The sequence below is a fragment of the Rhizobium leucaenae USDA 9039 genome (assembly GCF_000426285.1).
GTDB classification, from domain to species: Bacteria; Pseudomonadota; Alphaproteobacteria; order Rhizobiales; family Rhizobiaceae; genus Rhizobium; species Rhizobium leucaenae.
The window spans coordinates 314,399-339,713 of the sequence record NZ_AUFB01000004.1 but is presented as its reverse complement, the minus strand read 5'-3'; the positions used below and the strand labels follow the sequence as shown (position 1 = coordinate 339,713).

Here is a 25,315-nt window from a genome sequence, read left to right as displayed (position 1 = left end):
CCGCACTCTGGTCATCGCTCTGTGTAGACGGTATGACAATTGGAGCATTCCTGGCGCGTTCCTCGGACGCGAAAAGGGTGCCGGGGGGTGGAGTGACGGAGGGCCTTCAGCAATTGGACATATCGACGGATAGCGAGGAAGCCGAGATGCCGCCACGCCTGGGCCGTCTTGCCCGGTTCAAGACCCGTCCGCTCTGGCAGCGCATCGTTCTCATCTTCGTCGGTTTGCTGCTGCTGCCCTATCTGCTGATCCTGTTTTATGTTCTGCCGTTCATTCATCCCATTTCAACCCTGATGCTGCGCGATGCCGTCACCTTTCAGGGATACTATCGCCGATGGGTTTCTTTCGATGAGATAGCGCCGGTGCTGGTGCAGTCGGTCATGGTCTCCGAAGATGGGCAATTTTGTTTTCACGGTGGTGTCGACTGGGGCGAAATGCGCATGCTGGTGCAGGATACGCTGCGGGGCCAGTCCACGCGCGGCGGCAGCACTATCCCGATGCAGACCTCGAAGAACCTTTTCCTCTGGAACAGCCGCTCCTTCGTGCGCAAGGCGCTAGAGCTGCCGCTGGCCGTTTCCTCCTCCTTCGTCTGGTCGAAGCGGCGGATGATGGAAATCTACCTGAATGTCGCCGAATGGGGGCCGGGCATTTACGGCATAGAGGCGGCGGCGCGCTATCATTTCAAGGTGCCGGCCTCCAAGCTGAACGCCCGTCAGGCCGCCCTTCTCGCCGTCTCCCTGCCCAATCCGATCGACCGGGTGGCAAGCAAGCCGGGGCGCGGACTGCGCCAGCTCGCCTCGCTGATCCAGCGGCGGGCGAAGAATTCCGGCGAGTACATCAAATGCCTTTATAACTGATATCAGAACTTGTCGTTCGATCGGCTTAGCGTCATCTGGCATTCTTGCTTCTGACGTAAGGGCGGGTGATCTGCCAACCAAATCGGACCTGCCCCATGAGCATCGATGCCTTTTCGCCCGAACTGCTGAAATATTCCAAGAGCCGCCATCCCGAACCATCCGTTCATCTCGGCACGCGCTTCGATCTTTCGGGTAATTTCCAATATGAGCCGGGCAATACGATCGTCTGCCACGTGGTGGAAGGCTCCGAAACGCAGCGCGCCCTCGTTGCCGCCCGGGAGCAATTTCTGGCGATGCCGGAAGCTTCGCAATTCACCTTCACGCCGATTTCCAGCCTGCATATGACGCTGTTTCAGGGTATTATCGAATACCGCCGCAACCAGCCGTATTGGCCGGCGGATATTGCGCTGGATACGCCGATCGACGAGATGACCGAGATCCTGGGCGAGCGCCTGAAGGCCTTTTCGATGCGCGATCCGTTCAAGGTGGCGGTGACGCATGCGCGGCCAAGCGGTCTTTTGATGGACGGTGCGACCGAGACCGATCGGAAGGTGATACGGGAGTGGCGCAACGCCCTTGCGGACCTTCTCGGCTACCGCCATCCCGATCACCATGTCTATCCGTTCCATATCACCTTCTCCTATGTGATCGAGCGGCTTAGCGATGAGGCGCTGCCGCGCTGGCAGGCGATGCTGGACAAGGTTGCTGCCGATGTTCGCGCCGAGGTGCCTGTTCTCGAGCTGCGTCCGCCGGCCTTCTGCGCCTTCGACGACATGAAGCATTTCGAGGAACTTCTGGTATTCGAGTTCCCAAAATAAAAAGGACAAACCATGGACAAGCTGACCCTCTATATCGGAAACAAGAACTATTCCTCCTGGTCGCTTCGGCCTTGGATCGCCTTGGAGGGTTGCGGCATCGCTTTCGAAGAGGTGCTGATCCCCTTCGATTTTCCAGCCGGCAATCCGCGCATCCGCGAGGTTTCACCGACGGGCAGGGTGCCGATGCTGGTCCATGACGGCTTCAAGGTCTGGGAATCGCTCGCCATCATCGAATATGCGGCCGAGCTTTTCCCGGATGCCGGCCTCTGGCCTAAGGAGCGGCAGGCGCGCGCCCTGGCGCGGTCGATCTCCATGGAAATGCTGGCGGGCTTCCGGGCGCTGCGCAATGCCTGCCCGATGAACATCCGTCGTCCGGTCAGCCGGCTCGATCTGCCGGAGGGTGTCATGGAGGACGTTGCGCGTATCGAGACGATCTGGCGCGAAATGCGCGCCCGTTCCGGCGGGCCCTTCCTGTTCGGCGCTTTTTCCGGCGCCGACGCCATGTTCGCGCCGATCGTCAACCGCTTTGAAGTTTATGATCTCGTCGCTGCCGCTGAGACGCTGGACTATATGGCGGCGATGAAAGCCCTGCCCGCCTGGCAGAAGTGGGAAAAGGCGGCGCGTGAGGAGCCGTGGATCGTGCCGGAGGACGAAGCCTGATCATTGATTCGGCTTGCATCCGGCTGAATCCGGTGGTGCGGGCAAAAAATGCGGGAAGGGACTGGTCAAAGCCCCTTGAGCCATGTATAAGCCCGCCCAATTTCCGAAATTGATCCATGTCTGTTTCGGCCGCCTGGCTGGCCGCTGATATGTTTCGTCCGCAAAGTGGAGTAACGAGAATGGCTGTACCGAAGAGAAAAACGAGCCCGTCCAAGCGCGGTATGCGCCGCTCGGCCGATGCGCTGAAGGCTCCGACCTATGTCGAAGACAAGAACTCCGGCGAACTGCGTCGCCCGCATCATATCGACCTGAAGACCGGCATGTACCGCGGCCGTCAGGTTCTGACGCCGAAGGAAAGCGCATAATCTAGCGCTCCCTTAAGGGTTGAGATCAAAAGGCTGGCGCTTCGCCGGCCTTTTCCGTTTGCGGATTTGGTGCAGTAGGGATCGTGCCGAAAACCGTTTCGCAGTTTTGAGGGTATGCGCTAAGACTTGCGGCGACTTCAATTCCGAAGAGATTTTGTGACTATGATTGTTGCCCTCCCACTGATGATCGTTCCCCTCGTGCTCTACAATCTGGCGATGCTGGGTCTTATGGGCGCCGGCGGCATCGCTTCCCTCAATGATGTCATTCTTGCTCTCGCCATGCTCTCGGGCGCGACGTGGACCCTGCAGCTCGGCGATCTTTTCATCGTCGTCGCCCTGATTACGCTGTTCTTCGAAATCCTGAAGGCAACGCGCAATGGTTCGGGCTCACTGCTCAATCATATGCTGTCGATGCTGGTGTTCATCGCCTATCTCGTCGAATTCCTGCTGGTCAAGGATGCGGCCACGCAAACATTTTTCGTCCTGATGACTATCGCCTTCATCGATGTCATCGGCGGGTTCACGATCTCGATCCGCTCGGCGGGACGAGACGTGTCGATCGGATTGTGAGGGTTTTTTGACTTCTCCCCGGCGGGGAGAAGCTCGGCCGGAGCATGGTTGAGCAGGCGTTGCGCCCCTATGGGAGTAAAAACTGGCACACAAATGCCGGTAACGCCCCTCACCCGGCGCTATTGCGCCACCCTCTCCCCGATGGGGCGAGGGGAGGAACTCATAAGCTATCCAGCTTGTTCTGCATCGCGCGTAGCTGCTCTTTCAGCTCGTCGATGTCCTTTGCCTCCGCCTTGCGGCTTTCTTTCGCCGGCGGCTTCATGAAGGGCGAGAACATCTGCATGGCCTGCTGGAACATCTCGGTATTGCGGCGAACCTGTTCTTCCACCATCTGGATCGGCAATTGCAGGTTCTTGCCGAGCGGCGTTTCGCCGAAGGCGCGATTGATCTGCTCGCGCATCTGGGTCTGCTGCTCGGTGAAGGCCCGCATGGAATGTTCGAGAAAGCTCGGTACGACCATCTGCATCTGATCGCCGTAATAAGTGATCAGTTGCCTCAGGAAGGAAATCGGCAACAGCGTATTTCCAGTCTTTGATTCCTGTTCGAAAATGATCTGCGTCAGCACCGAATGCGTGATTTCTTCGCCGCTTTTTGCATCCTGAACGATAAATTCCTCTCCCTTTTTCACCATCTCCGCCAGGTCATCCAACGTCACGTATGTGCTGGTGCCGGTATTGTATAGGCGGCGATTGGCATATTTCTTGATTATGATCTGGCCCTCATTCTTTGCCATTATCAGTCTCCTGGCCCCGTCTGATTGTATGGAAACTCCTCCGCGACCAAGTGTAGACGCAAAAGAAGCTTGGTGACAATCGCTTTGTGCGATGCGGCAAGCCCTTTCCTTTAATTGGATTTTTTGCCGGCGATGACGGCTTCATGAAATCTGCAAGATCAAAATTCTTGGCGTTTGACTCGGGCGCAAAGCTTTGACAGTTTCGGCTTATATATGTTCAACCTGTGAGGAGCTTCCCATGAGCAATCCATCTATCGTCGTCGCCAGTGCGGCTCGCACTGCTGTCGGTTCCTTCAACGGCGCCTTTGCGACCATTCCGGCTCATGAGCTCGGCGCAGCCGCGATCAAAGGCGCATTGGAGCGCGCCGGTGTGGAAGGCCGAGAAGTTGACGAGGTGATTCTCGGTCAGGTGCTGCAGGCCGGCGAAGGCCAGAACCCGGCCCGCCAGGCCGCCATGAAAGCCGGCATCCCGCAGGAGGCGACCGCCTGGAGTGTCAACCAGCTCTGCGGTTCCGGTTTGCGCGCCGTAGCGCTCGGCATGCAGCAGATCGTTTCCGGCGACGCCAGGATCATCGTCGCCGGCGGCCAGGAATCGATGTCGATGGCCCCGCATGCCGCGCATCTTCGCGGCGGCACCAAGATGGGCGACATAAAGATGATCGACACGATGATCAAGGATGGCCTGACGGACGCCTTCTACGGCTATCACATGGGGAATACGGCGGAAAACATTGCCCGCCAGTGGCAGCTTTCGCGCGACGATCAGGATCAGTTCGCCGTTTCCTCGCAGAACAAGGCCGAGGCGGCGCAGCTCGCCGGCCGCTTCAAGGATGAGATCGTGCCCTTCATCGTCAAGGGCCGCAAGGGCGACGTCAGCGTCGATGCCGACGAATATATCCGCCACGGCGCGACCCTGGACGGCATGACCAAGCTGCGCCCCGCCTTCGACAAGGAAGGCACGGTGACGGCCGGCAATGCCTCCGGCCTCAATGACGGCGCGGCCGCTACCGTGCTGATGACCGAGGCGGAAGCCTCGCGCCGCGGCATCCAGCCGCTTGCGCGCATCGTCTCCTGGGCAACTGCCGGCGTCGACCCGCAGATCATGGGCAGCGGCCCGATCCCGGCCTCGCGCAAGGCCCTGGAGAAGGCCGGCTGGTCTGTCGGCGATCTCGATCTGGTCGAAGCCAATGAGGCTTTTGCCGCGCAAGCCTGCGCCGTCAACAAGGATCTCGGCTGGGATACATCGATCGTCAACGTCAATGGCGGTGCGATCGCCATCGGCCACCCGATTGGTGCCTCCGGCGCCCGCATCCTCAACACGCTGCTGTTCGAGATGAAGCGCCGCGGCGCCAAGAAGGGTCTTGCAACGCTTTGCATCGGCGGCGGCATGGGCGTTGCCATGTGCTTCGAGGCGCTCTAGTGCGCTGCCCTTGATCCCCGCACATGCGAGGGTTGTTAGTAAGTTCGTACTAAAATAAACAGCAGGCGTGGGATGAACGATTTGAAATCGCTCATCCCCGCTTTGGCGACAACAGAGGGGAGTGGACTATGAGCAGAGTGGCGTTGGTGACAGGCGGTACGCGCGGCATCGGGGCAGCCATTTCGATGGCGCTGCGCAATGCGGGTTACAAGGTTGCAGCAACCTATGCCGGCAACGAGGAGAAAGCACAGGCTTTTCGTAACGAGACCGGCATTTCCGTCCACAAGTGGGATGTGTCCGACTATGACGCATGCGGCGCGGGCATTGCCAAGGTGCAGGACGAGCTTGGCCCGATCGATATCCTCGTGAACAATGCCGGAATCACCCGAGACGCCATGTTCCACAAGATGACGCCGCAGCAATGGCACGAGGTCATCAATACGAACCTCACCGGCCTGTTCAACATGACCCATCATGTCTGGCAGGGCATGCGCGACCGCAGTTTCGGCCGCGTTATCAATATCTCTTCGATCAATGGTCAGAAGGGTCAGATGGGTCAGGCGAACTATTCCGCCGCCAAGGCCGGCGATCTCGGCTTCACCAAGGCACTGGCCCAAGAAGGCGCAGCCAAGAACATCACCGTCAACGCCATTTGCCCCGGTTATATCGGCACGGAGATGGTGCTCGCGGTGCCGGAAAAGGTGCTGAACGAGCGGATTATTCCGCAGATCCCCGTGGGACGCCTCGGCGAGCCGGAGGAAATCGCCCGCATCGCGGTCTTCCTTGCCAGCGACGATGCCGGCTTCATTACGGGATCGACCATCAGCGCCAATGGCGGGCAGTTCTTCGTCTGAGCTGATGCAACGGAATGACGGATGACTGCCGGGGAATACCCGGCAGTCATTGCTGGCTTGAACTCACGGGCGCCGTTGCCGAGGTTTGAATTCCAAAACGACAGCCTCAAGCGCCGCGCGGCGCATCTCCTTGTCCCGCATCCGCACGGCATGACCCATTACAAAAAATGTGGTGCCGACAAGAGTGAGTGCTGCGATGCTTGCGATGAACTCGGCCATGGTGCCGTTCCTTTCCAAAAACGTTGACGCGATCCCCCCGAATCCGGTGTGGGTTTGAGTGTTCGTCTTAAGAAAATCGGCCCGAAATTTTCGAAAGTTGGACCTTCATGGCCGATCATCAACGAAGCGGTGACGATCGGCCGAAGGAAATCGATCTTCGCGTATGAGCGCCTTAGCGGCAGCGAGCCTCGTAGCGGTGGCCGTTGCGATCGCGGTAAATGCAATAGCCGCGGTGCTCTTCGGACCGGCCGATGAGATAGCCGACAGCACCACCGGCGACGGCGCCAATTGCGGCACCACCCCAGCTATGGCTGGCAACGCCACCTATTACCGCGCCGGTTCCGGCGCCGATAGCTGTTCCCCTTTCGGTCGCCGTGCATGAGGCAAGGGCGCCGGCAAGGGCGATCGCGACGATGATTTTCTTCATAGCATTGCTCCCTGGTGTGTGAGGTCTTCAACAAATCGGCCGGATTAGATCCGGCCCATCAATAGCAGAATGAGAATGATGACAAAAACGAGCCCGAGACCGCCCGACGGACCATAACCCCAACCCCGGCTATAACCCCAGTTGGGGAGGGCTCCGATCAGCAGCAGAACCAAAATCACGAGCAATATTGTACCAAGCATGGCGTAATCCTCCGCGTCCAGCGCCTAGAGCATCCCGCCAGAGCGACCTCACGCAAGCGGATAAGATGCGCTAGATACAAGTGCTGATGCGTCCTTATCCGTTTCTGCCGAATGAGAGGCGCATCAATGCCGCTGTCGATAGAAACTTTTTTCCTCGGAAATTGTTCCGGCTCAGAAATAACAAGACATGAAGATGAGCCGGCATGCCGAGGCATACAAGTTAACACAGGCACGGGAGTCACGCGGCGGAAAAGTTGAAAAAGACTTCGGCATATGGTTAAAAAATTGCTTTAAATACAACATCTTGCGGTGAACGAAACGAGAAGGCGGACGCGTCCGCGATTCGTCGGCGATTCGTTCTCCATTTGAGCTGTGGTTAACGGCGACGGCGGTTTGCCATGGCGGAGTCTACTTCTTTAGATGGATCGGGCTGAGCCTTATCGCCGAAAAGTGGTACTCTCCTCGCCGAAATGGTTAATGCCGCGCAATTTTCTACCAACCGGCTCGGCGCGTTATTCTCCATTTGGATGAGCTCCTTCATTCAAACGCTATATCTAGACATGAACAAATCGAGTACACGAAAGAATGGGCGATTCGTCGCCAATTCGTTCCGGCTTTGATCAATAAGTTAATTTATTCAATCAGCGCGCGAAATTACGAGCTTTTTATATTACGATTCTCTCAAAAGTTAATTGCAATCCACGATTCGATGTGATTCGGCGCTTCAACCCTGCAGAGTCCTGTATTTTTCTTTCGGCAAGACGCCAGATGTTGTGGAGAACAAATGCGGAATCGAGGGAGGTCAACGATTCGTCGCCGATTCGTTCCGGCTTTGGCCCGAATCTTAATTGTAAGCTTGCTGCGGCATGGTTATGTGAAATTCATGGACATTTACAAATGGTTAACCATATTGGCAAACGCGCGTGCCATTCCACTGGATTCGACACTTGACCCCAGTTCAGGCGACGAAGGTAGCCAAAACGCGATTCACGATCTGGTGGGCTTTCGTAAGGCGAAATCCATATATAGTAGTGAACAGACAGAGAACCGAATGGAGTCAGCGATTCGTCGCCGATTCGTTCTCAAGCTGTTCCCGACTCGTCGGGACTCGTGTGGGATGTAGGGAGAATGTAGCCCTTGGTTGAACCTGCCGGAAATAAAATCGCATATTACGGCCGTTGTTTTTTCATTCAGGTCTTGCCTTTGTCACATATGGTCGTCATCTCTTCTTCTCTTCCCTGGGGACCTTGCTGATCGGAAGACAGTGGTTTCTCGCCCATGCATGGACCTATGACTCAGACTTCGCAGCCAATGATCCTGAGCGGACGCGGCGTGACCGCGGTGCTCGGACCCACCAATACCGGCAAAACCCATTATGCCATCGAGCGCATGGTAGCGCATGGGAACGGCGTCATCGGCCTGCCGCTGCGGCTGCTGGCGCGCGAGGTCTATACCCGTGTCGTCGAGAAGGTCGGGGCGCAGTATGTCGCGCTCGTCACCGGCGAGGAGAAGATTTCGCCGCCGAATGCGCGTTATTCCGTCTGCACGGTCGAAGCCATGCCTCGCGAGACGCGAGCCTCTTTCGTCGCCATCGATGAAGTGCAGCTCGCCGGCGATCTGGAGCGGGGCCATATCTTTACGGACCGCATTCTGCATTTGCGCGGGCGCGACGAGACGCTGCTGCTCGGCGCCGGCACGATGCGGCCGATCCTCGAGCAGCTCTTGCCCGGGATCACAGTCGTGGAAAGGCCGCGGCTCTCGCATCTTTTCTATGCCGGGCAAAAGAAGATCACTCGTCTGCCGCAACGCACCGCGATCGTCGCCTTCTCCGCCGACGAAGTCTATGCCATCGCCGAACTCATTCGCCGCCAGCGTGGCGGAGCGGCTGTTGTCCTCGGTGCGCTCAGCCCGCGGACCCGCAACGCACAGGTCGCTCTTTATCAGGCCGGCGATGTCGAATATCTGGTGGCGACCGATGCGATCGGCATGGGGCTCAATCTCGATGTCGATCATGTGGCCTTTGCCCAGGATCGCAAGTTCGACGGCTATCAGTTCCGCAAGCTCAATCCGGGCGAACTCGGCCAGATCGCCGGCCGCGCCGGCCGCCATCTGAAGGACGGCACTTTTGGTGTGACGGGCCAGGTGGATCCCTTCGACGACGAATTGGTACGACGCATCGAAGGTCACGAGTTCGATACGGTTAAAGTGCTACAATGGCGCACCAAGGACTTCGATTTCTCTTCGATCGCCTCGCTGCGCGCAAGCCTCGAGAGTGCGCCCCGCGTTCAGGGCCTGACGCGCGCGCTGCCCGCAGTCGATCAGCAGGCGCTGGAATATCTGTCGCGCGATCTGGAGATTTCCGATCTCGCCAATACTCCGGCGCGCGTGGAAAAATTATGGGAAGCCTGCGCGCTTCCGGACTATCGGCGGATTACACCCGCCCAGCATGCCGATCTTATCGCCACCCTCTTTTCCGACCTTGTGCGCTATGGCACGGTAAAAGAGGACTTCCTGGCCGAACAGGTGCATCGCGCCGATCGGACAGATGGCGAAATCGACACGCTTTCGGCGCGAATCGCGCAGATAAGGACTTGGACCTATGTGTCGAACCGGCCCGGTTGGCTTGCCGATCCGACACACTGGCAAGAAAAGACGCGGGAAATCGAAGATCGATTGTCTGACGCGTTACATGAGAGGTTGACGAAACGCTTTGTTGATCGCAGGACATCTGTGCTCATGAAGCGCCTGAGAGAGAATGCGATGCTGGAAGCTGAAATCAGTGTGAATGGGGATGTCTTCGTCGAGGGGCATCATGTGGGACAGTTGACCGGATTCCGGTTCACGCCAATCGCGGGAACCGACGGGCCGGACGCCAAGGCTGTCCAGACCGCCTCGCAAAAGGCGCTGGCGCTGGAATTCGAGGCGCGGGCCGCCCGTATCCACGCGGCCGGCAACAGCGATCTGGCGATCAGTGCGGACGGTCTCGTCCGTTGGCTCGGCGATCCCGTGGCGCGGCTGTCGGGCAGCGATCACGTCATGCGTCCGCGCGTCATCCTGCTCGCCGACGAGCAGTTGACGGGCAATGCGCGCGACCATGTCGCCGCGCGTATCGAGCGCTTCGTGAACCATCATATCAGCACGGTGCTGAAGCCACTCGATGATCTGTCGCGCGCCGAGGATCTGCAGGGTCTTGCCAAGGGGCTGGCCTTCCAGCTCGTCGAAAATCTCGGCGTGCTCTTCCGCCGCGACGTCACGGAAGAGGTGAAGTCGCTGGACCAGGATGCGCGCGCCTCGATGCGCCGTTATGGCGTCCGCTTCGGCGCGTACCACATTTTCGTGCCCGCCCTGCTGAAGCCGGCGCCGGCGGAGCTCATCACCCTGCTTTGGGCGTTGAAGAACGACGGCCTCGACAAGCCGGGTTATGGCGACCTGATTCCGGTTCTGGCGGCAGGCCGCACCTCCGTGGTCACCGATCCGACTTTCGAGCGGATGTTCTACAAGCTCGCCGGTTTCCGTTTCCTCGGCAAGCGTGCGGTGCGCATCGATATTCTCGAGCGGCTGGCGGATATCATCCGTCCGCTGCTGCAGTGGAAGCCCGGCCAGGCATCGCGTCCGGAAGGCGCCTATGACGGCCGCCGCTTCACGACCACAACGGCGATGCTGTCCATCCTCGGCGCAACGCTCGAAGATATGGAGGAAATCCTGAAGGGTCTCGGCTACCGCGCCGATGCCGTGAAGGCCGAAGACGCGGCAACCTTCCTCTCGCAGCAGGAGGCCTCCTCGGCGCCTGCAGCGACTCAGGCCGCGGAAACAACTGCCGACAAGGCCGATCACGACGATGCCGATGGCACTAGCGATGAGCCGGCTATGGAAGGCGAAGCCGTCGTCCAGGATACGGTTGCCGCAGCGCAAGCGTCGGCTGAGCCGGCTGCCGCTACAGAGTCGACGGAAGCTGCCGAGGCTGCAACCGAATTGGCAGGTGCCGATGTCGTCGCCGCCGAGCCGGTCGAACCGAAGCCGGTTCTGCTTTGGCGTCTTGGCGGACGCAGCGACAATCAGCAGCGTCAGGGCGGACGCGGCCATGGCGATCGTCGCGGCCATCAAGGCGATGGACGCGGTCATCAGGGCAATCGTCGCAACGGCGGGGGCGAGCAGCAGGCGAGCGGCGAAGGCAATCGCGAAGGCCGGGATCATCGCGAAGGGCGCGAGGCCCGGGGCGACAACAAGGGACCGCGCGGCAATCGCGATGGCGGCCGTCCGCAGCACCAGGGCAATCGTTCCGATCGCAACGACCGCCAGGATCGCGGCGACCGGAAAGAGCGCAACGATCGCAATGACCGGAACGACCGCAACAATCGCGGCGCTTCGCAGCCGCTGCGCTTCGAGGCCAAGCCGCCGCGCAAGGAAAAGCCGATCGACCCGGATTCTCCTTTCGCCAAGCTCGCAGCCCTCAAGGAGCAGATGAAGAAATAAGCCATGACGGACGAAAAGCAGCCATCTTCCGGTTCGCGTCAGCGCATCGACAAGTGGCTGTTCTTTGCCCGCATGGTAAAATCCCGCTCGCTGGCGCAGGTCTATGTCCAGAACGGCAGCGTGCGGGTGAACGGCGAGCGGGTCGTGCAGCCGAGCTATGGCGTCAAAGCCGGCGACCGGGTCGAGCTTTCGCTGGAGCGGCGCGACGTCGTCCTGATCGTACGCCAGCCGGGCTCGCGGCGAGGTCCCTTCGAAGAGGCAAAGCTGCTCTACGAGGATCTGACACCGCCTCCGGATGAGACAAAACGTCTCACGCCCTTCGAACAGGCGCTCCGTGCACCGGGCAGCGGACGGCCGACGAAACGCGACCGGCGCGCCATCGACCGACTGACCTCCGAGGACGATTAGAAAACTCTGCCCGCTCTCCATGATTTTGGGATTGTTTATCCCTTGAAATTGGCCGGTAAAGTCGATACCTCACGGTCAACCCGCTGGTAACCAGCCGGTCGGCATGCGTGCGCATAGCGCATCCGCTTGCCCGCCGGCTTCCGAGGGAAAGGCGCGACGTTCCAGGTTGCGCATCCACGGAAACGAGAGACATTCCTGGAGTGCTTCATGACATACGTCGTGACCGACAATTGCGTTCGCTGCAAATACACCGACTGCGTGGAAGTCTGCCCCGTCGACTGTTTCTACGAGGGTGAGAACTTTCTCGTCATCCATCCCGACGAATGCATCGATTGCGGCGTCTGCGAGCCGGAATGTCCGGCCGAGGCGATCAAGCCGGATACCGAGCCGGGCCTCGACAAGTGGCTGAAAATCAACGCAGATTATGCGTCGATCTGGCCAAATATCACGGTCAAGCGCGATCCCCTTCCCGAAGCCAAGGAAATGGACGGCGAACAGGGCAAGTTCGAGAAATATTTCTCGACTAACCCTGGTTCCGGTGACTGATTGAAGGTCGTGACAGGCCGTCGATAAAGGTGTAGTCGGTAAACCCTGAAGACGAATCATTGCCGTTGGCCGCAGGAGCGGTCGACGTGGCCGTGTTGGTGTGCGTAAAGCAAATTATTGATTTAGTCAGATTTTTGTGATAGCTTCCTCACACTGATCCACTGCGGCATTTCGCGTGCCCCAAACCATCACGAAAGCAAATAACAAATCCGTACGCGGTTTCCTTGACATATCAAAGTTTTGAGTTGTCGGGGTCTGGGATCGCGATGAACGGATTTCTTTTTGCACGCGTCTGGCTGGACCAGGATGAAGTCACCCCGACGGTGCTTCCGTCTCAACCGGGCCTGACTGACCCGGCACCGGCTCACGCCGGGTGCGTAACAGGGAGTTTTTGAAAAGAATGACGATCCAGCAGAAAAAACCTTCAGCAGCACGCCATGGCTTCAAGACCGGTGAATCGATCGTGTACCCCGCCCACGGTGTTGGTACGATCACCGCGATCGAAGAGCAAGAAGTCGCAGGCATGAAGCTTGAGCTTTTTGTAATCGACTTCGAAAAAGACAAGATGCGTCTGAAGGTGCCCGTGGCCAAGGCCATGAGCATCGGAATGCGTAAGCTTTCCGAAACGGATTTCGTCGATCGGGCGCTTAAGGTTGTTCAGGGCAAGGCCCGCGTCAAGCGCACCATGTGGTCGCGCCGGGCCCAGGAATATGATGCCAAGATCAATTCGGGCGATCTGATCTCGATTGCCGAAGTGGTTCGCGATCTCTATCGCGCCGAGAACCAGCCTGAGCAGTCCTATTCCGAACGTCAGCTCTATGAGGCTGCACTCGATCGCATGGCGCGCGAAATCGCCGCCGTCAACAAGATGTCCGAGACCGAGGCCGTTCGCCTTGTCGAAGTCAATCTGAACAAGGGCCCGAAGCGCGGCAAGGTCGTCGAAGAAGACGATTCCCAAGACGAAGCCGCATAAGGCCAGAGGCATATCCCACGTAAAAAAACCCGGCCTCGCGCCGGGTTTTTTCTTTGGAACCTTTTTTGGTCTGCCGCGTTAATGCCTCGTATTCGCGGTTGCTGCGGGCTTTCTCCTGATGAGTCGCTCCGGCAGCCGCTTCCCTTAACGTTCACGAGGACCGGACCCCATGCCTTTTGATTGGAAATTTCCCGGCGATCTGAAGCCAGTTCGTTCGCTAGGTCATTTTGGTGAAGCCGAATTAGACCAGTAACCGATTGCCGGATATCCGGAGATCGGCCTCCAATTGAATTCAATTCATAGATTTTCACCCGCGCAGCAATGTTCGGAACGATGTTTGCTGTCTTTTCCGTTGACCGTGGCACAGAGACGATTTTGGGGCAGGATTAGGGGATATGCATATGAAGAATATGTCTGCAGATCGGCGTATGATTAAGATCGCGATGGCCGCTCCCTATCTCGGCCGTGACGAAGAGCACGATCTCGCCATCCGCTGGAAGGATCACGACGACCGCGGCGCTCGCAACAAGATCGCCACAGCCCATATGCGCCTCGTTATTTCGATGGCGGGCAAATTCCGCAATTTCGGCTTGCCGATGAGCGATCTGGTACAAGAAGGCTATGTAGGTCTCCTGGAGGCGGCGGCAAGGTTTGAACCGGAACGGGAAGTGCGATTCTCGACCTATGCAAGCTGGTGGATCCGCGCTTCGATCCAGGATTATATCCTACGCAACTGGTCGATCGTGCGCGGGGGCACGAGTTCGGCGCAGAAGGCGCTCTTCTTCAATCTTCGCCGCCTGCGTGCCAAGCTCGCCAGGGGCAATACCGGCGTCACGGTGCAGTCGATCCATGAGGAAATCGCCGTCGCGCTTGGCGTCAGCCTTGCCGATGTGCAGACGATGGATGCGCGCCTCTCCAGCAACGATGCGTCCTTGCAGGCGCCGTCGATTTCCGGAGACGCCGAAAGCGCCGAACGCATGGATTTCCTGATCAGCGACGAGCCTTTGCCCGACGAACAGGTCTCCAATATGATCGACGGCGAGCGTCGCCGCGTCTGGCTGGCTTCAGCCTTGAAGCATCTCAACGAGCGTGAAATGAAGATCATCCGCGCACGCCGCCTAGTGGAGGATGGCGCGACGCTGGAAGAACTGGGTGCCGATCTCGGCATTTCCAAGGAACGCGTGCGCCAGATCGAAAGCCGCGCCATGGAGAAACTCCGTAGCGCCCTAGTCGACGCCGATCCGCGCATGGCGAGTTACGCCTAAAGTACCTTCTCCCCTTGGGGAGAAGGTCGCGCGGCACGCGCGGGTTGAGCGGGCGTTAACGGGAAACTGGTGCGCAACGCGCGCGAAGCTTCGCTCCGCGGTCCCCTCATCCGCCCTCCGAGCATGTCGAAGGGTGGGCACCTTCTCCCGAGGGGAGAAGAAGGAACCACACAATCTACTCGGAAATAATCTTGACCCTATCGCCGGGCGAAACCGTTGCGCCCGTCGGTAAGGCATTGATCAGCTGGAAGAGATCGAGCTTGCGATCGGTGCCCATCATGCGGGCGGCGAGCGTGGTGATGTTGTCGCCTGGCTTGACGGTGACGACACGGACGCGCAGCGGCTTCAGCGACGAGGCTTCCTCCGGCGTCATGTGCCGGAAGCTGGAGCGAAGCACGTCGGCCGTTTGTTGCAACGCGGCAGTATTGCCTTTCGGCACGGCCGTCAGGAAGCGGAAGATCTGCGAGCGGTCGCGGATGACGGTGACGTCGAAATCCCAGCGATCGGCCGAAGCACGTGCAGTAGCCGCCTCCATGCCGTTGACCGTGATGGGCCGGATGCTCGATGGATCGAGACCGGTGACCCAGCCGCTGGAAATATAATTCGTCAAATTCTGATTCTGGTTGTCGGCAACGCCATCGAAGCGGACGGCGATATCGCCGGGGCCGGTCGCCATGACAGCCTCGACCTTATTGTCGATATGAAAATCGGGCGGCACGTCGAAGCGAATGCCAAGACCGCCGTGCAGGAACGTCTGGCCGCGCACATAGCCTTCTTCCGGACTATCGCCGTAGAGCAGGCCGTCGATGCCGTTGAGGTAATAATCGCGGCCGGTGTCGCCGACCTTGCCTTCCTCGCCGAATTCGCGGGCATGCGTCTTGGCAAGATCGATGCGCTGCGGCGTGCTCGGATGGCTCGATAGGAAGTCCAGGCTCTGGTCGGCGTCGGAATTGGCCGACATGAAACGGCTATAGTCTTCCATCGCATTGAGGAAGCGGGCTGCCGCATAGGGGTCGTAGCCGGCCTGGCCAAGCGTGCGGATGCCGATTTCGTCAGCTTGCAGTTCCTGCTGGCGGGAGAAGGCGGCAAGACGCAGCTTGCCGCGCGCGAGCGCCTGCTTACCGGCAAGATCGCTAGACAGAACTTCCGAGACGACGCGGCTGGCGATGACTTCGGCCTCTTCACGCTTCTGACGCTCGATACCGTGATTGGCGGTGACGTGCGCCATTTCATGCGAGAGCACGGCGGCGACTTCCGAGGCATCGTTGGCAAGGGCCAGCAGACCGCGCGTGACATAGAGGTAGCCGCCGGGCAGCGCGAAGGCATTGATCGACGGCGAATTCAAAATGGTGATGCGATAGGATTGCTGCGGATTTTCGGAGACGCTGGTCAGTGCGCCGGTGATACGGGCGACCAGGCGCTCGGTCCTGGCATCCTTGTATTCGCCGCCATAGCTTGCAAGGATGCGCGGATGCTCCCGGGCGCCCATTTGCGCGCGCGGATCGTTCTTCTGCACTTCGGAAACGATTTGCGGACTGGCCGAGGGCGAAACATTCGGCTGATAGGATTGATCCAGCACCGACTGGCAGCCGCTGAGCACCGCTGCGGCGATAAGGGCGGGGGCGAAGCGGCGCATACCGGCCGCAAAAGTCGCGCTGATCCTTCGTCCTGCGTCGTCGCTCTGCTTCAGTGCCTGTGTCCCACTCATCATACTGCCATGCCGGCCGGACGTCGAACCCGGTTGATCATGAATAGGCCGATCATCGCCGCGTTTCGTCAAAGGTTGCTTCCATCCCGATCAGACCTGAGCTTGCCCGGATGGTCTCCGCCCTTTGCTGTAGCCGATTTCGGCAGCAGTTGCATAGCGAGACTCCGTTTAAAATGTGGCAGCGTTGTATTTTGGCAAGCATATGCCAGGACTTTCAGCCGCCTGCCGCGACGAAATTAAGGCAAAACCGGCAGCAAAATGCTGCGTTGCATTCAATGCTGCAAAAATGTGGTCAGTGCCGGAATGCCGTCCTGTGTTAGGAAGCGGTCGATGGGAGCCGAAAACGGAATGGTTCCGCCGTCGATGAAGACGGCATGATTGGCGAGACGGCGAACTTCGGCCGGGTCATGCGAGACGATCAGCACTGTATTGCCGGTTTCCCGATGAAGCGCCGACAAAAGCTCGGCCATGCCGGACCGCAGGCCCGGATCGAGCGCGGCGAAGGGCTCGTCCAGCAACAGAATGGGTTTATCGCGTACCAGCGCCCGGGCGAAGGCAGCCCGTTGGCGCTCGCCGCCGGAGAGGGTGCCGGGCATGCGTTTGTCGAAACCGGGCAGCCCGACGCGGGCCAGGGCCTGCGAAATCCTTTGCCGGTCGTCCGCCGAGAGTTTTAGCGATGGGCTGATGCCAAGTCCGACATTGGTGAAGAGATCGAGATGGGCAAAGAGGTTGTTGTCCTGGAAAACCAGCGAGACGGGCCGTTCGGAGGGATGCAGTTTGGTCACCTCCTGTCCGGCAAGCATGATGCGGCCGCGGTCCGGCGTCTCGAAACCGGCGAGCAGATTGAGAAAGGTGGATTTGCCCGATCCGGACGGACCGGTGATAGCAATGATCCGGCCCCGCGGCAGTTCGCAATCGAAGCGGAAATCATGCGTGCCGAGCCGCAGTTCGACGCCGGTCATCGCGATGCCTCGTGCCGCCGTGTCCTGATTATCGCTCATTCTGCCTGCCTTCGTGCTCATGCGTGCCTTGACCGGCCGTGCCGGCGATGGTCAGGAGAAGACATATCAGCCCCAAAATGAAAGCAAGTCCGTCTGCGTCATTGGTGCGATAGCTGCCGAGCTTGCTATAGACCAGCCAGGGCAGGGTCATCAGGCTATCGGAGCCGAAGAGGGCGATGGCGCCGAGGTCGCCGAGCGACAGCGCCATGGCGAAAGAGAGCGCCGTGCAAAGCGGTTTGCGCAGGCCCGGCCAGTCGACCAGCCGTAACCGCGCGAGGCCATGAAGGCCGAGGCTTGCCGCCAAACGTTCGGTGCGGCGGCGATGGACGGCATGGGCCGGCTCGATGACCCGGATGACGAAGGGCAGCGCCATGAGAGCATTGATGATGACGATCAGAAGGGCAGCGAAGCGGGCGGGGTCGCCAAACAGCCTGAGCGCCAGGAACCATCCGGTCGCCAGCACGATCGGCGGCACCAGTAGGACGAGGGAGGACGTGCCGCTCAAGGCGACGGCGAGGGCATGCAGGCTCGGCGCTTCCCTGCGTTCGGCCGATATGGCTGCTCGGGCGCGGATAATGGTGAAGGAGGCGAGGACCGCCAGAATGCCGGCGGCGAGCGCGATTGTGAGGCTGGTCAAGGTCGCCTGCAGGAAGATCGTCTGGCTGACAAGCCTGGGAAGATCTGCCTTCAGACCGGTGATGACTACTGAACCGAGCGGCAGGCCAATGAACAGGATGGCGAGCAGGAGCAGCAGGCTATCGACCAGTTTGGCGGCGGGCAATGTTCCGTCAATGCGCCGTACGGCGCGGCCGGACGTCAGCCCGTGATCGTCGGGTGCCGGAAGTAAGGCCATCGCGCCGAGAATGGCGGCGGTCACCACGATCTGCAGAAGGGACAGGGCTACGGCGCGGCCAGGGTCGAAATCGAAGCGAAGCGCTTGGTAGATTGCCACTTCGAGCGTGGTCGCGGCCGGGCCGCCACCAAGGATCAGCACCAGCGTGAAACTGGTGGCACAGAGCATGAAGATCAGACCGGCGATACCGGGAACGAGGCCGCGCAGTATTGGCCATTCGATGAAACGGAAGACGGAGGCCGGACGCATGCCGAGCCCGCCGGCCATCAGCCAATATTCCGCCGGTACGCGCTCCAGCCCGGCAAGCATCAGGCGGACGGCCAGCGGCAGGTTGAAGAAGACGTGCGCCAGCAGGATGCCCGTCAGCCCGTAAATGCTCACCGGCTGCGCGAGGCCGAGGCCCGTCAACGCCTGGTTTAGAAGGCCCTGGCGGCCCCATATGCCGAGCAGCCCGAGCGCACCGATCAACACCGGCAGACCCATGGGGACAGCCATCAGGTGGATCAGCCACAGCCGGCCGGGAAAACGCGGCTGCCGCGCCAGTGCGCGGGCGACGGGAATTGCGAGAACGACGGAAAGCAGAGTGGACAGCGTCGCCTGCAGCAGGGTGAAGCGCAGCACGCGCAGTAGGTAGGGATCGGCGATCGGATTGCCGCCGGCGGATTCGATGCCGGCGGTAAGCAGGGTGGCGATGGCAAGGCCGATGAAAAACATGATGCCGGCGAGGCTGAACGCCCCGCCCGCGATGGCATGTCTTCTCTCGGATGCCGTCAGTATCATCCCGATGTCAGTTCGTGCTGGTGGCGGCCAGCCATTCGTCGATCCAGGCCTTGCGGTTCTTCTCGACCACGTCGGGGCTCATCAGAAAGGTCTTCGACGGGACGACCAGCTTGCTGAACGCATCGGGCAGGGGTTCGGAGGTGGCCGAGACCGGCATCATCCAATTGTTAGTCGGGATGGTGTCTTGGAAGCCGGGCGAGATCATGAACTTCAGGAAGTCGCGGGCAAGCTCCTTGTTCGGTGACGACTTGATCAGGCCGGCGACTTCGATCTGGATGTAATGGCCTTCGGAGAAGGCGGCGGCCTGATAGCGGTCGGTCTTGTCCGTGATCATGTGATAGGCCGGCGATGTCGTATAAGAGAGCACCATCGGCGCTTCGCCCTTGGTGAACAGGTCGTAGGCTTCCGACCAGCCGGGCGTCACGGTGAGAATGCGGCCCTTGAGTCTTGTCCAGGCATCGGCTGCCTTGTCGCCATAGACCGACTTCATCCATAGCAGCAGGCCGAGGCCCGGTGTCGAGGTGCGGGGATCCTCGATGACGATCTTCTGGGACGGATCGCCTTCGACCAGATTCTTCAAGCTCTTCGGCGGGTTCTTGATCGCCTGCGTATCGTAGACGACGGCGAAATGGCCGTAGTCATAGGGAACGAAGACGTCGTCCTTGAAATCGCCAGGAACCTTGAGGCCCGATGCGTCTATGCCGCTGGCATCGAACAGGCCGGTGTCCTTGGCTTCGTCGACGAGGTTGGTATCGAGGCCGAGAACGACGTCGGCCTTGGTGCCCGTGCCTTCCAGCTTCAGCCGGGAAAGCAGCGCCACGCCGTCGGTGACGCTGACGTAATTGACCGTGCAGCCGCAGGTCTTCTCGAAGGCGGCCTTGACCTTGGCACCTGGACCCCAGTCGGCAGTGAAGCTCTCATAGGTGTAAATGGTGAGCGTCTTGTCGGCGGCCTCAGTGCGCTCAGTGGCGAAAAGCGTTGCGCCGGCGGCGAGCGCCAAGCCGGTAAACAGTGATAGCAGTGATCGGTTGGGCATGACAGCGCGTCCTCGTTGGTTTGTCTTGAACGGGAAAAGGGCGCTATGATTTTGTCACGCGTCTAATCCCTCCGCCGGTGTTAGCCGGATCAGGTTCCGCGGGTTGGCCGGTGAAAGCCTCTCAGCCAGATGTATTGAGACATAAGGCACCCCGTTAGAGCGTTGGCAGGTTTAGCCCTGTGACGAAGGGATGACAAGGGAATAAAAAGGGGATGATTCCCTTGCCGATTGCAGGACGCGTTTTTTACTCGGCGGCGTGGGCGGCTGCTCGGCTGTCGAGCGTCTTGGCGGTGCCGGGCAATTGCACGTTCTTCAATGTGATCGCCGTCAGCAGGCCGAGGAAGCAGAAGGCGGCGGCCGTCATGAACAGCGGGCTGAAGGCGTTTGCATAGGCATTCGCAACGCTTTCGCGCGTGGCCTCCGGTAGGGCCGCCATCATCTTCGGTGTCAGTTCCTCGATGTTGGCGACGCCGGGAATGGAGGCGCCGACGTTGCTAAGCTTGGCGGCGATGATGGCGCCATAGATGGAAATGGCGATCGAGGCGCCGCCCATGCGAGAGAGCGTCACCGCGCCGGTGGCAGCCCCGACGTCGCCTCTCGCCGCGGCATTCTGCACGCCGATGACCGGGACCTGTTGCGCCAGACCGATGCCAATGCCATGCAGCAGCATCAGGGTGCCGATGAAGACGATCGGCGTGCCGGCATGGACCTGCGCCAGCGTGGCGAAGGCAATGGTGCTGCAGGCAGCGCTGGCGATGGCGAAGGGCTTGTAGCGGCCTCTCGCCGAGATCAGCCGGCCGGCCGAAAGCGAACCGCAGACAATGCCGCCGGTCAACAGGATGAACAGCAGGCCTGCCATGGACGGCGACAGGCCGGTCGTCGTCTGCAGGAAGAGCGCGAAGTAATTGACCATGCCGATCGCCACCGCGCCGCTGGTGACCGAGATGATCAGCAGCAGGCCGAAGGTTGGGTTGCGGAATAGCGTCATCGGCACGATGGGCTCCGGTGCACGGCGTTCGACGAAGACCCAAGCCAGCGCACAGAGCGCGCCGAAGGCGATGATGCCGAGGCATTGCGGCGAGAGCAGTGAACCGAAGAGCTCGGTGCCGTCGGCGGCGAGCACGATGCTGGTGGTCGTCAGCGCCAAGAGAAGCGCGCCGGCGTAATCGATTTTCGGTTTGCGGGCGGGTTTGCGATACGGCAGCATGAGGGCGAGACCGGTCAGCACGATAAAGCCGATCGGCACGTTGACGAGGAAGATCGAGCGCCAGCCGAAGAGGTCGCTCATCGTGCCGCCGAGAACGGGACCGATGGCGCCGGAGGCCATCAGCACCAGGCTGGAATAGCTTTGATAGCGGGCACGTTCGCGCGGCTCGAAGAGATCGGCATTGACGGCGAAGATCGACACCAGGATGCCGCCGCCGCCAAGGCCCTGCAGCACGCGGGCGGCGATCAGCGTGTTCATCGATACCGCAAGGCCGCAGACGGCCGAGCCGATGGTGAAAATAGCGATGGCGGTCATCATTACATATTTGCGGCCGAAGAGGTCGCCGAGCTTGCCGTAGACAGGCATCGAGGCGGAAAGGGCCAACAGATAGGCCGAACCGATCCAGCCGAAGCGTTCCAAATGCCCGAATTCTCCGACGATTGTCGGCAGCGCCGTCGAGACGATCTGGTTGTCGAGGGTTGCCATGAACATGGCGGTCATCAGGAAAAAGAAGAGAATAAGCCGGCGGCGATGGTCCGCCACGAGTGGCGCGTGCGTGATTTGCATATCCATGGAACGAGAGATCCGAGCTTGCCCGAAACGCTTATGCGTTCGGCGAACGCATGGGAACGCCCCGGTTCCTGAATGCGGAACACGGCGTTTCGCGAGGTCTTTGAAAGCGAATGTTCCGGAACAAACATATGTGCTATCAGCATATAATTGTCAATGGCAAGTGAATGCTGTCTGCATATTTCAATTTCCGTCCGTCTCTGATATGTTGGAAAGATGACAACAGCAACGAACACACGAGAAGTTGAAGCTTCCCGGCTGCCCGAAGACGAAAACCTGCTGCGCATCGGGCAGGTGATGACGCGCATGCGCCTGATGACCGGCCGCCGGATGATCGGCCGGCTTGCCATCCAGAACGTCGCGCCGGGCTTGGAGCTTTCGCATCTCGACGTCATCGATGCTGTTCGGCGCGCGGAAGAGGCCGGTGAAGTCACGGTCGGGACGATCGCCGAGATCCTGCGCATCGATCCGTCGCGGGCAAGCCGCATCGTCGCCGAGATGGTCACCCGTGGCGTGCTGCGCCGCAAGGCTTCGCAGGCCGATGCGCGACGCATCGTCGTCGTGCTGACCGCGCTTGGGCAAAGGTTGCTCGCCGAGATCCAAGCGCAGAAGTTTTCGGTCATCGAGAGCATTATCGCCGACTGGCCGGTGGAAGATGTCGAGGCTTTCTCGCTGCTGTTCGATCGGTTCGTCGGCGGTTATGAGCGGGTTTTCCAGGCGCGCATCAAGGAAACGGACGGCTGAGCGGCTGACGCTGCCGTTCTTGCCAACAGCGCTCTTCCCTAGTGACGCGTCTTTGCGCTATGGGCTTGGCACATGAGCCAATCCACCACCTTCACCATCCTTCTCGGCGGCGAGCTTCGTCTGACGGACCGGCTGCGCACGGCGGTTGCCGGCAGCCGCTTCATCGCGGCGGATGGCGGCATGCGCCATGCCGTGGCACTTAATGTGACGCCTGAAGTCTGGGTCGGCGATTTTGACTCGACGCCGGCGGATCTGCGCGGCGCGTTCCCGGATGTGCCCAAGCAGCCCTATCCCGCGGCAAAGGCAGCGACGGACGGCGAGATCGCCATATCGGAAGCCATCGACCGTGGCGCGACCCGGCTGATCCTCGCCGGCGCGATGGGCGGGGAACGTTCGGACCACGCGATCCAGCATATGCTCTATGGCGTTCAGCTCGCCGAAAAAGGTTTTGAGGTGCTGCTGACCTCCGGCGACGAAGAGGCCGTGCCGCTGCTGCCGGGTGACCTGGAACTGGTGCTGCCTGCCGGCTCGCTGTTTTCCGTTCTCGGCTTCAGCGATCTGACGGGTCTCTTCATTCACAACGCCCGCTATCCCCTGCGCGACTTCCATCTGCCCTTCGGGGCATCGCGTACTATTTCCAATGTGGCGGAAGGCCCCGTACGCCTTTCGCTCGGCAGCGGCAGGGCGATCGTCCTTGCCCGCCCCTATGATCTCAGCGGAGTCTGATCTTGGCCCCTCCTATCCTGAAACTCGATGACATCTTCCTGAGCTTCGGCGGCGCGCCGCTCTTGGCCGGCGCCGGGCTGCAGGTGGAGCCGGGCGACAAGATCTGCCTCGTCGGCCGCAACGGCTCGGGCAAGTCGACCCTCCTCAAGATCGCTGCCGGCCTCGTCGAGGCCCAGTCCGGCGAAGTGTTCCGTCATCCGTCGTCCACGGTGCGCTATCTCGAGCAGGCGCCAGACTTTGCCGATTACAAGACGGTGGCAGCCTATGCCGAAGCCGGGCTCGGCCCGGGCGATGATCCCTATCGCGTCACCTACCTGCTCTCGCATCTTGGTCTCAGCGGCGAGGAAGACCCGAAGACTCTTTCAGGCGGCGAGGCGCGCCGCGCAGCTCTCGCCCGCGTTCTCGCGCCGGAGCCGGATATCCTGCTGCTCGACGAACCGACCAACCACCTCGACCTGCCGACCATCGAATGGCTGGAAGGCGAGCTGCAGAAGAGCCGCAGCGCCCTGGTGCTGATCTCGCACGACCGGCGCTTCCTGGAAAAAGTCTCGACGGGGACCGTCTGGCTCGATCGCGGCACGTCGCGGCGGCTCGATCGTGGTTTTGCCTTTTTCGAAGCCTGGCGCGACCAAGTGCTGGAGGCGGAAGAGCTGGAGCAGCACAAGCTCGGCAAGGCGATCGAGCGCGAGGAACATTGGCTGCGGTATGGCGTGACCGCGCGGCGCAAGCGCAATATGCGCCGCCTCGGCGAATTGCAGGACATGCGCGCGCGCCATCGCGGCCATAAGGACGCTCTTGGCACGGTGCAGGCAACCGCGGCCGACGCGCAGGAGAGCGGCAAGCTGGTGATCGAGGCGGACAAGATCAGCAAGGCCTATGATGGGCGCGTCATCGTTGCGCCGTTTTCGATCCGCGTGCATCGCGGCGATTGTATCGGTCTCGTCGGCCCGAATGGTGCCGGCAAGACGACGCTTTTGAAGATGCTGACCGGGCAACTGGCACCGGATAGCGGCACGGTCAAGCTCGGCACCAATCTGGAGATCGCCACCCTCGACCAGAAGCGCGAGGACCTCAATCCGGAGGATACGCTCGCCAATTATCTGACGGATGGGCGCGGCGAAAACCTACTGGTCAATGGCGAGCAGCGGCACGTCACCGGCTATATGAAGGAATTCCTCTTCCAGCCGGAACAGGCGCGTACGCCGATCAAAAATCTTTCCGGCGGCGAGCGCGCCCGGCTCATACTGGCGCGCATCCTGTCGCGGCCGACCAATCTCTTGATCCTCGACGAGCCGACCAACGATCTCGATATCGAGACGCTGGACCTGCTGCAGGAGATCGTCGCCGGCTTCAACGGCACCGTTATCCTCGTCAGCCATGACCGCGATTTCCTCGATCGCACCGTGACCTCGACCATCGCCCCCGCCAATCCCGAAGAGCCCGACGGCCGCTGGATCGAATATGCCGGCGGCTATTCCGATATGCTCGCGCAGCGCAAGGGCGCGATCGAGGAGCGCAGACGGGCTGAAAAGGCGGCCGAGAAACCGAAGGCAGTGGAGACGGCGGCTGTGGCGGAGACTTCGAAGGGTAAGGGCAAGCTCTCCTACAAGCAGAAATTCGCGCTCGAAAACCTGCCGAAGGAGATGGCAAAGACCGAGGCTGATATCGCCGCCCGCGAAAAGAAAATGGCCGATCCCAACCTCTTCGCCAAGGATCCGGCCAGTTTCAACCGCCTTGCGGCCGAAATGGAAAAGCTGCGCGACAGCCTGACGAAGATGGAAGAGGAATGGCTGGAGCTCGAGATGCTGCGGGAAGAGCTGGAGGGCTGAAGACCGGTTCAGGCCGTGTCATCAACCTTTCATCGCCATCGCTATATTAAAGAAAACAGATGGTTGCAGCCGA

Annotated in this window: 24 protein-coding genes and 1 riboswitch; of the genes, 15 read left to right on the top strand and 9 right to left on the bottom strand. The window is 60.3% G+C overall.

Annotated features, from left to right (window positions below):
* The first annotated feature begins 113 nt into the window (after positions 1-113).
* The 5 genes from mtgA to K290_RS0108650 all read left to right on the top strand — a co-directional run bounded on the left by mtgA (position 114) and on the right by K290_RS0108650 (position 3,270).
* Positions 114-857 (top strand): monofunctional biosynthetic peptidoglycan transglycosylase, encoded by a 744-nt coding sequence (gene mtgA / locus K290_RS0108670; protein WP_172831055.1) that lies wholly within the window; start codon positions 114-116, stop codon positions 855-857.
* A gap of 95 nt (positions 858-952) precedes the next feature.
* Positions 953-1,675 (top strand): DUF1868 domain-containing protein, encoded by a 723-nt coding sequence (locus K290_RS0108665; RefSeq protein WP_028751549.1) that lies wholly within the window; start codon positions 953-955, stop codon positions 1,673-1,675.
* 12 nt (positions 1,676-1,687) lie between these two features.
* The gene (locus K290_RS0108660; RefSeq protein ID WP_028751548.1) at positions 1,688-2,335 is read left to right on the top strand and encodes a glutathione S-transferase family protein; all 648 of its coding nucleotides are present in this window, start codon (positions 1,688-1,690) and stop codon (positions 2,333-2,335) included.
* 179 nt (positions 2,336-2,514) lie between these two features.
* Positions 2,515-2,700, top strand: coding sequence for a 50S ribosomal protein L32 (rpmF, locus tag K290_RS0108655; protein WP_003543812.1), 186 nt, complete (start codon positions 2,515-2,517; stop codon positions 2,698-2,700).
* 162 nt (positions 2,701-2,862) lie between these two features.
* Positions 2,863-3,270, top strand: a complete 408-nt coding sequence (locus K290_RS0108650) for a hypothetical protein (protein WP_028751547.1) — start codon at positions 2,863-2,865, stop codon at positions 3,268-3,270.
* A 160-nt stretch (positions 3,271-3,430) separates the two neighbouring features.
* Here K290_RS0108650 and phaR read toward each other — a convergent pair whose 3' ends face one another.
* Entirely contained in the window at positions 3,431-4,003 is a 573-nt protein-coding gene (gene phaR / locus K290_RS0108645; RefSeq protein ID WP_028751546.1) for a polyhydroxyalkanoate synthesis repressor PhaR, read from the bottom strand.
* A gap of 238 nt (positions 4,004-4,241) precedes the next feature.
* Between phaR and K290_RS0108640 the strand changes: the two genes are divergently transcribed.
* On the top strand, positions 4,242-5,423 hold the full coding sequence (locus tag K290_RS0108640) for an acetyl-CoA C-acetyltransferase (RefSeq protein WP_028751545.1): 1,182 nt from the start codon (positions 4,242-4,244) through the stop codon (positions 5,421-5,423).
* 128 nt (positions 5,424-5,551) lie between these two features.
* On the top strand, positions 5,552-6,277 hold the full coding sequence (phbB, locus tag K290_RS0108635) for a beta-ketoacyl-ACP reductase (RefSeq protein ID WP_028751544.1): 726 nt from the start codon (positions 5,552-5,554) through the stop codon (positions 6,275-6,277).
* Positions 6,278-6,340: 63 nt separating this feature from the next.
* On the opposite strand, the gene K290_RS37870 is transcribed toward phbB, so the two are convergent.
* From K290_RS37870 to K290_RS36145, 3 genes are all read right to left on the bottom strand, one after another.
* Positions 6,341-6,496: a hypothetical protein gene (locus K290_RS37870; protein WP_172831049.1), complete on the bottom strand. Its 156-nt coding sequence runs from the start codon at positions 6,494-6,496 to the stop codon at positions 6,341-6,343.
* Between the two features lie 172 nt (positions 6,497-6,668).
* The gene (locus tag K290_RS0108625) at positions 6,669-6,923 is read right to left on the bottom strand and encodes a YMGG-like glycine zipper-containing protein (RefSeq protein ID WP_028751543.1); all 255 of its coding nucleotides are present in this window, start codon (positions 6,921-6,923) and stop codon (positions 6,669-6,671) included.
* 44 nt (positions 6,924-6,967) lie between these two features.
* Entirely contained in the window at positions 6,968-7,123 is a 156-nt protein-coding gene (locus K290_RS36145; RefSeq protein ID WP_065091597.1) for a DUF3309 domain-containing protein, read from the bottom strand.
* A 1,290-nt stretch (positions 7,124-8,413) separates the two neighbouring features.
* Between K290_RS36145 and K290_RS0108610 the strand changes: the two genes are divergently transcribed.
* From K290_RS0108610 to K290_RS0108590, 5 genes are all read left to right on the top strand, one after another.
* Positions 8,414-11,596 (top strand): helicase-related protein, encoded by a 3,183-nt coding sequence (locus K290_RS0108610; protein WP_028751541.1) that lies wholly within the window; start codon positions 8,414-8,416, stop codon positions 11,594-11,596.
* Positions 11,597-11,599: 3 nt separating this feature from the next.
* A complete protein-coding gene (locus tag K290_RS0108605; protein ID WP_028751540.1) occupies positions 11,600-12,004 on the top strand; it encodes an RNA-binding S4 domain-containing protein in 405 nt (134 codons plus the stop codon).
* Positions 12,005-12,211: 207 nt separating this feature from the next.
* Positions 12,212-12,550 (top strand): ferredoxin FdxA, encoded by a 339-nt coding sequence (fdxA, locus tag K290_RS0108600; protein ID WP_028751539.1) that lies wholly within the window; start codon positions 12,212-12,214, stop codon positions 12,548-12,550.
* Positions 12,551-12,950: 400 nt separating this feature from the next.
* Positions 12,951-13,523: a CarD family transcriptional regulator gene (locus K290_RS0108595; protein ID WP_028751538.1), complete on the top strand. Its 573-nt coding sequence runs from the start codon at positions 12,951-12,953 to the stop codon at positions 13,521-13,523.
* Positions 13,524-13,924: 401 nt separating this feature from the next.
* On the top strand, positions 13,925-14,788 hold the full coding sequence (locus tag K290_RS0108590) for an RNA polymerase factor sigma-32 (RefSeq protein WP_028751537.1): 864 nt from the start codon (positions 13,925-13,927) through the stop codon (positions 14,786-14,788).
* A gap of 175 nt (positions 14,789-14,963) precedes the next feature.
* Here the strand turns inward: K290_RS0108590 and K290_RS0108585 are convergent, their stop codons facing one another.
* From K290_RS0108585 to K290_RS0108565, 5 genes are all read right to left on the bottom strand, one after another.
* The gene (locus K290_RS0108585; protein WP_154668574.1) at positions 14,964-16,424 is read right to left on the bottom strand and encodes a M48 family metalloprotease; all 1,461 of its coding nucleotides are present in this window, start codon (positions 16,422-16,424) and stop codon (positions 14,964-14,966) included.
* A gap of 344 nt (positions 16,425-16,768) precedes the next feature.
* Positions 16,769-17,497 (bottom strand): thiamine ABC transporter ATP-binding protein, encoded by a 729-nt coding sequence (locus K290_RS0108580; protein WP_028751535.1) that lies wholly within the window; start codon positions 17,495-17,497, stop codon positions 16,769-16,771.
* Positions 17,487-19,130, bottom strand: a complete 1,644-nt coding sequence (thiP, locus tag K290_RS0108575) for a thiamine/thiamine pyrophosphate ABC transporter permease ThiP (protein WP_028751534.1) — start codon at positions 19,128-19,130, stop codon at positions 17,487-17,489. Before thiP ends, K290_RS0108580 begins: the two co-directional genes overlap by 11 nt.
* Before the next feature lie 7 nt (positions 19,131-19,137).
* Positions 19,138-20,166 (bottom strand): thiamine ABC transporter substrate binding subunit, encoded by a 1,029-nt coding sequence (thiB, locus tag K290_RS0108570; RefSeq protein WP_028751533.1) that lies wholly within the window; start codon positions 20,164-20,166, stop codon positions 19,138-19,140.
* A gap of 49 nt (positions 20,167-20,215) precedes the next feature.
* Positions 20,216-20,330, bottom strand: a riboswitch (TPP riboswitch).
* An 80-nt stretch (positions 20,331-20,410) separates the two neighbouring features.
* Positions 20,411-21,946: an MDR family MFS transporter gene (locus tag K290_RS0108565; RefSeq protein ID WP_028751532.1), complete on the bottom strand. Its 1,536-nt coding sequence runs from the start codon at positions 21,944-21,946 to the stop codon at positions 20,411-20,413.
* 213 nt (positions 21,947-22,159) lie between these two features.
* Between K290_RS0108565 and K290_RS0108560 the strand changes: the two genes are divergently transcribed.
* The 3 genes from K290_RS0108560 (at position 22,160) to K290_RS0108550 (ending at position 25,242) form a co-directional block, all read left to right on the top strand.
* Entirely contained in the window at positions 22,160-22,687 is a 528-nt protein-coding gene (locus K290_RS0108560) for a MarR family winged helix-turn-helix transcriptional regulator (RefSeq protein WP_028751531.1), read from the top strand.
* Positions 22,688-22,759: 72 nt separating this feature from the next.
* Positions 22,760-23,413 (top strand): thiamine diphosphokinase, encoded by a 654-nt coding sequence (locus K290_RS0108555; RefSeq protein WP_028751530.1) that lies wholly within the window; start codon positions 22,760-22,762, stop codon positions 23,411-23,413.
* A 2-nt stretch (positions 23,414-23,415) separates the two neighbouring features.
* Complete coding sequence (locus K290_RS0108550) at positions 23,416-25,242, top strand: ABC-F family ATP-binding cassette domain-containing protein (protein WP_028751529.1); 1,827 nt, start codon at positions 23,416-23,418, stop codon at positions 25,240-25,242.
* The last annotated feature ends 73 nt before the right edge of the window (positions 25,243-25,315 follow it).

What these genes read in the sequence shown, in the direction of transcription:
- K290_RS0108660 (WP_028751548.1), top strand. Translation starts at nt 1,688, where the DNA reads ATGGACAAGCTGACCCTCTATATCGGAAACAAGAACTATTCCTCCTGG.
- thiB (WP_028751533.1), bottom strand. Translation starts at nt 20,166, where the DNA reads ATGCCCAACCGATCACTGCTATCACTGTTTACCGGCTTGGCGCTCGCC.
- K290_RS37870 (WP_172831049.1), bottom strand. Translation starts at nt 6,496, where the DNA reads ATGGCCGAGTTCATCGCAAGCATCGCAGCACTCACTCTTGTCGGCACC.
- K290_RS0108585 (WP_154668574.1), bottom strand. Translation starts at nt 16,424, where the DNA reads ATGCGCCGCTTCGCCCCCGCCCTTATCGCCGCAGCGGTGCTCAGCGGC.
- K290_RS36145 (WP_065091597.1), bottom strand. Translation starts at nt 7,123, where the DNA reads ATGCTTGGTACAATATTGCTCGTGATTTTGGTTCTGCTGCTGATCGGA.
- K290_RS0108650 (WP_028751547.1), top strand. Translation starts at nt 2,863, where the DNA reads ATGATTGTTGCCCTCCCACTGATGATCGTTCCCCTCGTGCTCTACAAT.
- thiP (WP_028751534.1), bottom strand. Translation starts at nt 19,130, where the DNA reads ATGATACTGACGGCATCCGAGAGAAGACATGCCATCGCGGGCGGGGCG.
- rpmF (WP_003543812.1), top strand. Translation starts at nt 2,515, where the DNA reads ATGGCTGTACCGAAGAGAAAAACGAGCCCGTCCAAGCGCGGTATGCGC.
- fdxA (WP_028751539.1), top strand. Translation starts at nt 12,212, where the DNA reads ATGACATACGTCGTGACCGACAATTGCGTTCGCTGCAAATACACCGAC.
- phaR (WP_028751546.1), bottom strand. Translation starts at nt 4,003, where the DNA reads ATGGCAAAGAATGAGGGCCAGATCATAATCAAGAAATATGCCAATCGC.
- K290_RS0108555 (WP_028751530.1), top strand. Translation starts at nt 22,760, where the DNA reads ATGAGCCAATCCACCACCTTCACCATCCTTCTCGGCGGCGAGCTTCGT.
- K290_RS0108565 (WP_028751532.1), bottom strand. Translation starts at nt 21,946, where the DNA reads ATGGATATGCAAATCACGCACGCGCCACTCGTGGCGGACCATCGCCGC.
- K290_RS0108665 (WP_028751549.1), top strand. Translation starts at nt 953, where the DNA reads ATGAGCATCGATGCCTTTTCGCCCGAACTGCTGAAATATTCCAAGAGC.
- K290_RS0108610 (WP_028751541.1), top strand. Translation starts at nt 8,414, where the DNA reads ATGACTCAGACTTCGCAGCCAATGATCCTGAGCGGACGCGGCGTGACC.
- K290_RS0108590 (WP_028751537.1), top strand. Translation starts at nt 13,925, where the DNA reads ATGAAGAATATGTCTGCAGATCGGCGTATGATTAAGATCGCGATGGCC.
- phbB (WP_028751544.1), top strand. Translation starts at nt 5,552, where the DNA reads ATGAGCAGAGTGGCGTTGGTGACAGGCGGTACGCGCGGCATCGGGGCA.
- K290_RS0108625 (WP_028751543.1), bottom strand. Translation starts at nt 6,923, where the DNA reads ATGAAGAAAATCATCGTCGCGATCGCCCTTGCCGGCGCCCTTGCCTCA.
- K290_RS0108595 (WP_028751538.1), top strand. Translation starts at nt 12,951, where the DNA reads ATGACGATCCAGCAGAAAAAACCTTCAGCAGCACGCCATGGCTTCAAG.
- K290_RS0108560 (WP_028751531.1), top strand. Translation starts at nt 22,160, where the DNA reads ATGACAACAGCAACGAACACACGAGAAGTTGAAGCTTCCCGGCTGCCC.
- K290_RS0108605 (WP_028751540.1), top strand. Translation starts at nt 11,600, where the DNA reads ATGACGGACGAAAAGCAGCCATCTTCCGGTTCGCGTCAGCGCATCGAC.
- K290_RS0108640 (WP_028751545.1), top strand. Translation starts at nt 4,242, where the DNA reads ATGAGCAATCCATCTATCGTCGTCGCCAGTGCGGCTCGCACTGCTGTC.
- K290_RS0108580 (WP_028751535.1), bottom strand. Translation starts at nt 17,497, where the DNA reads ATGAGCGATAATCAGGACACGGCGGCACGAGGCATCGCGATGACCGGC.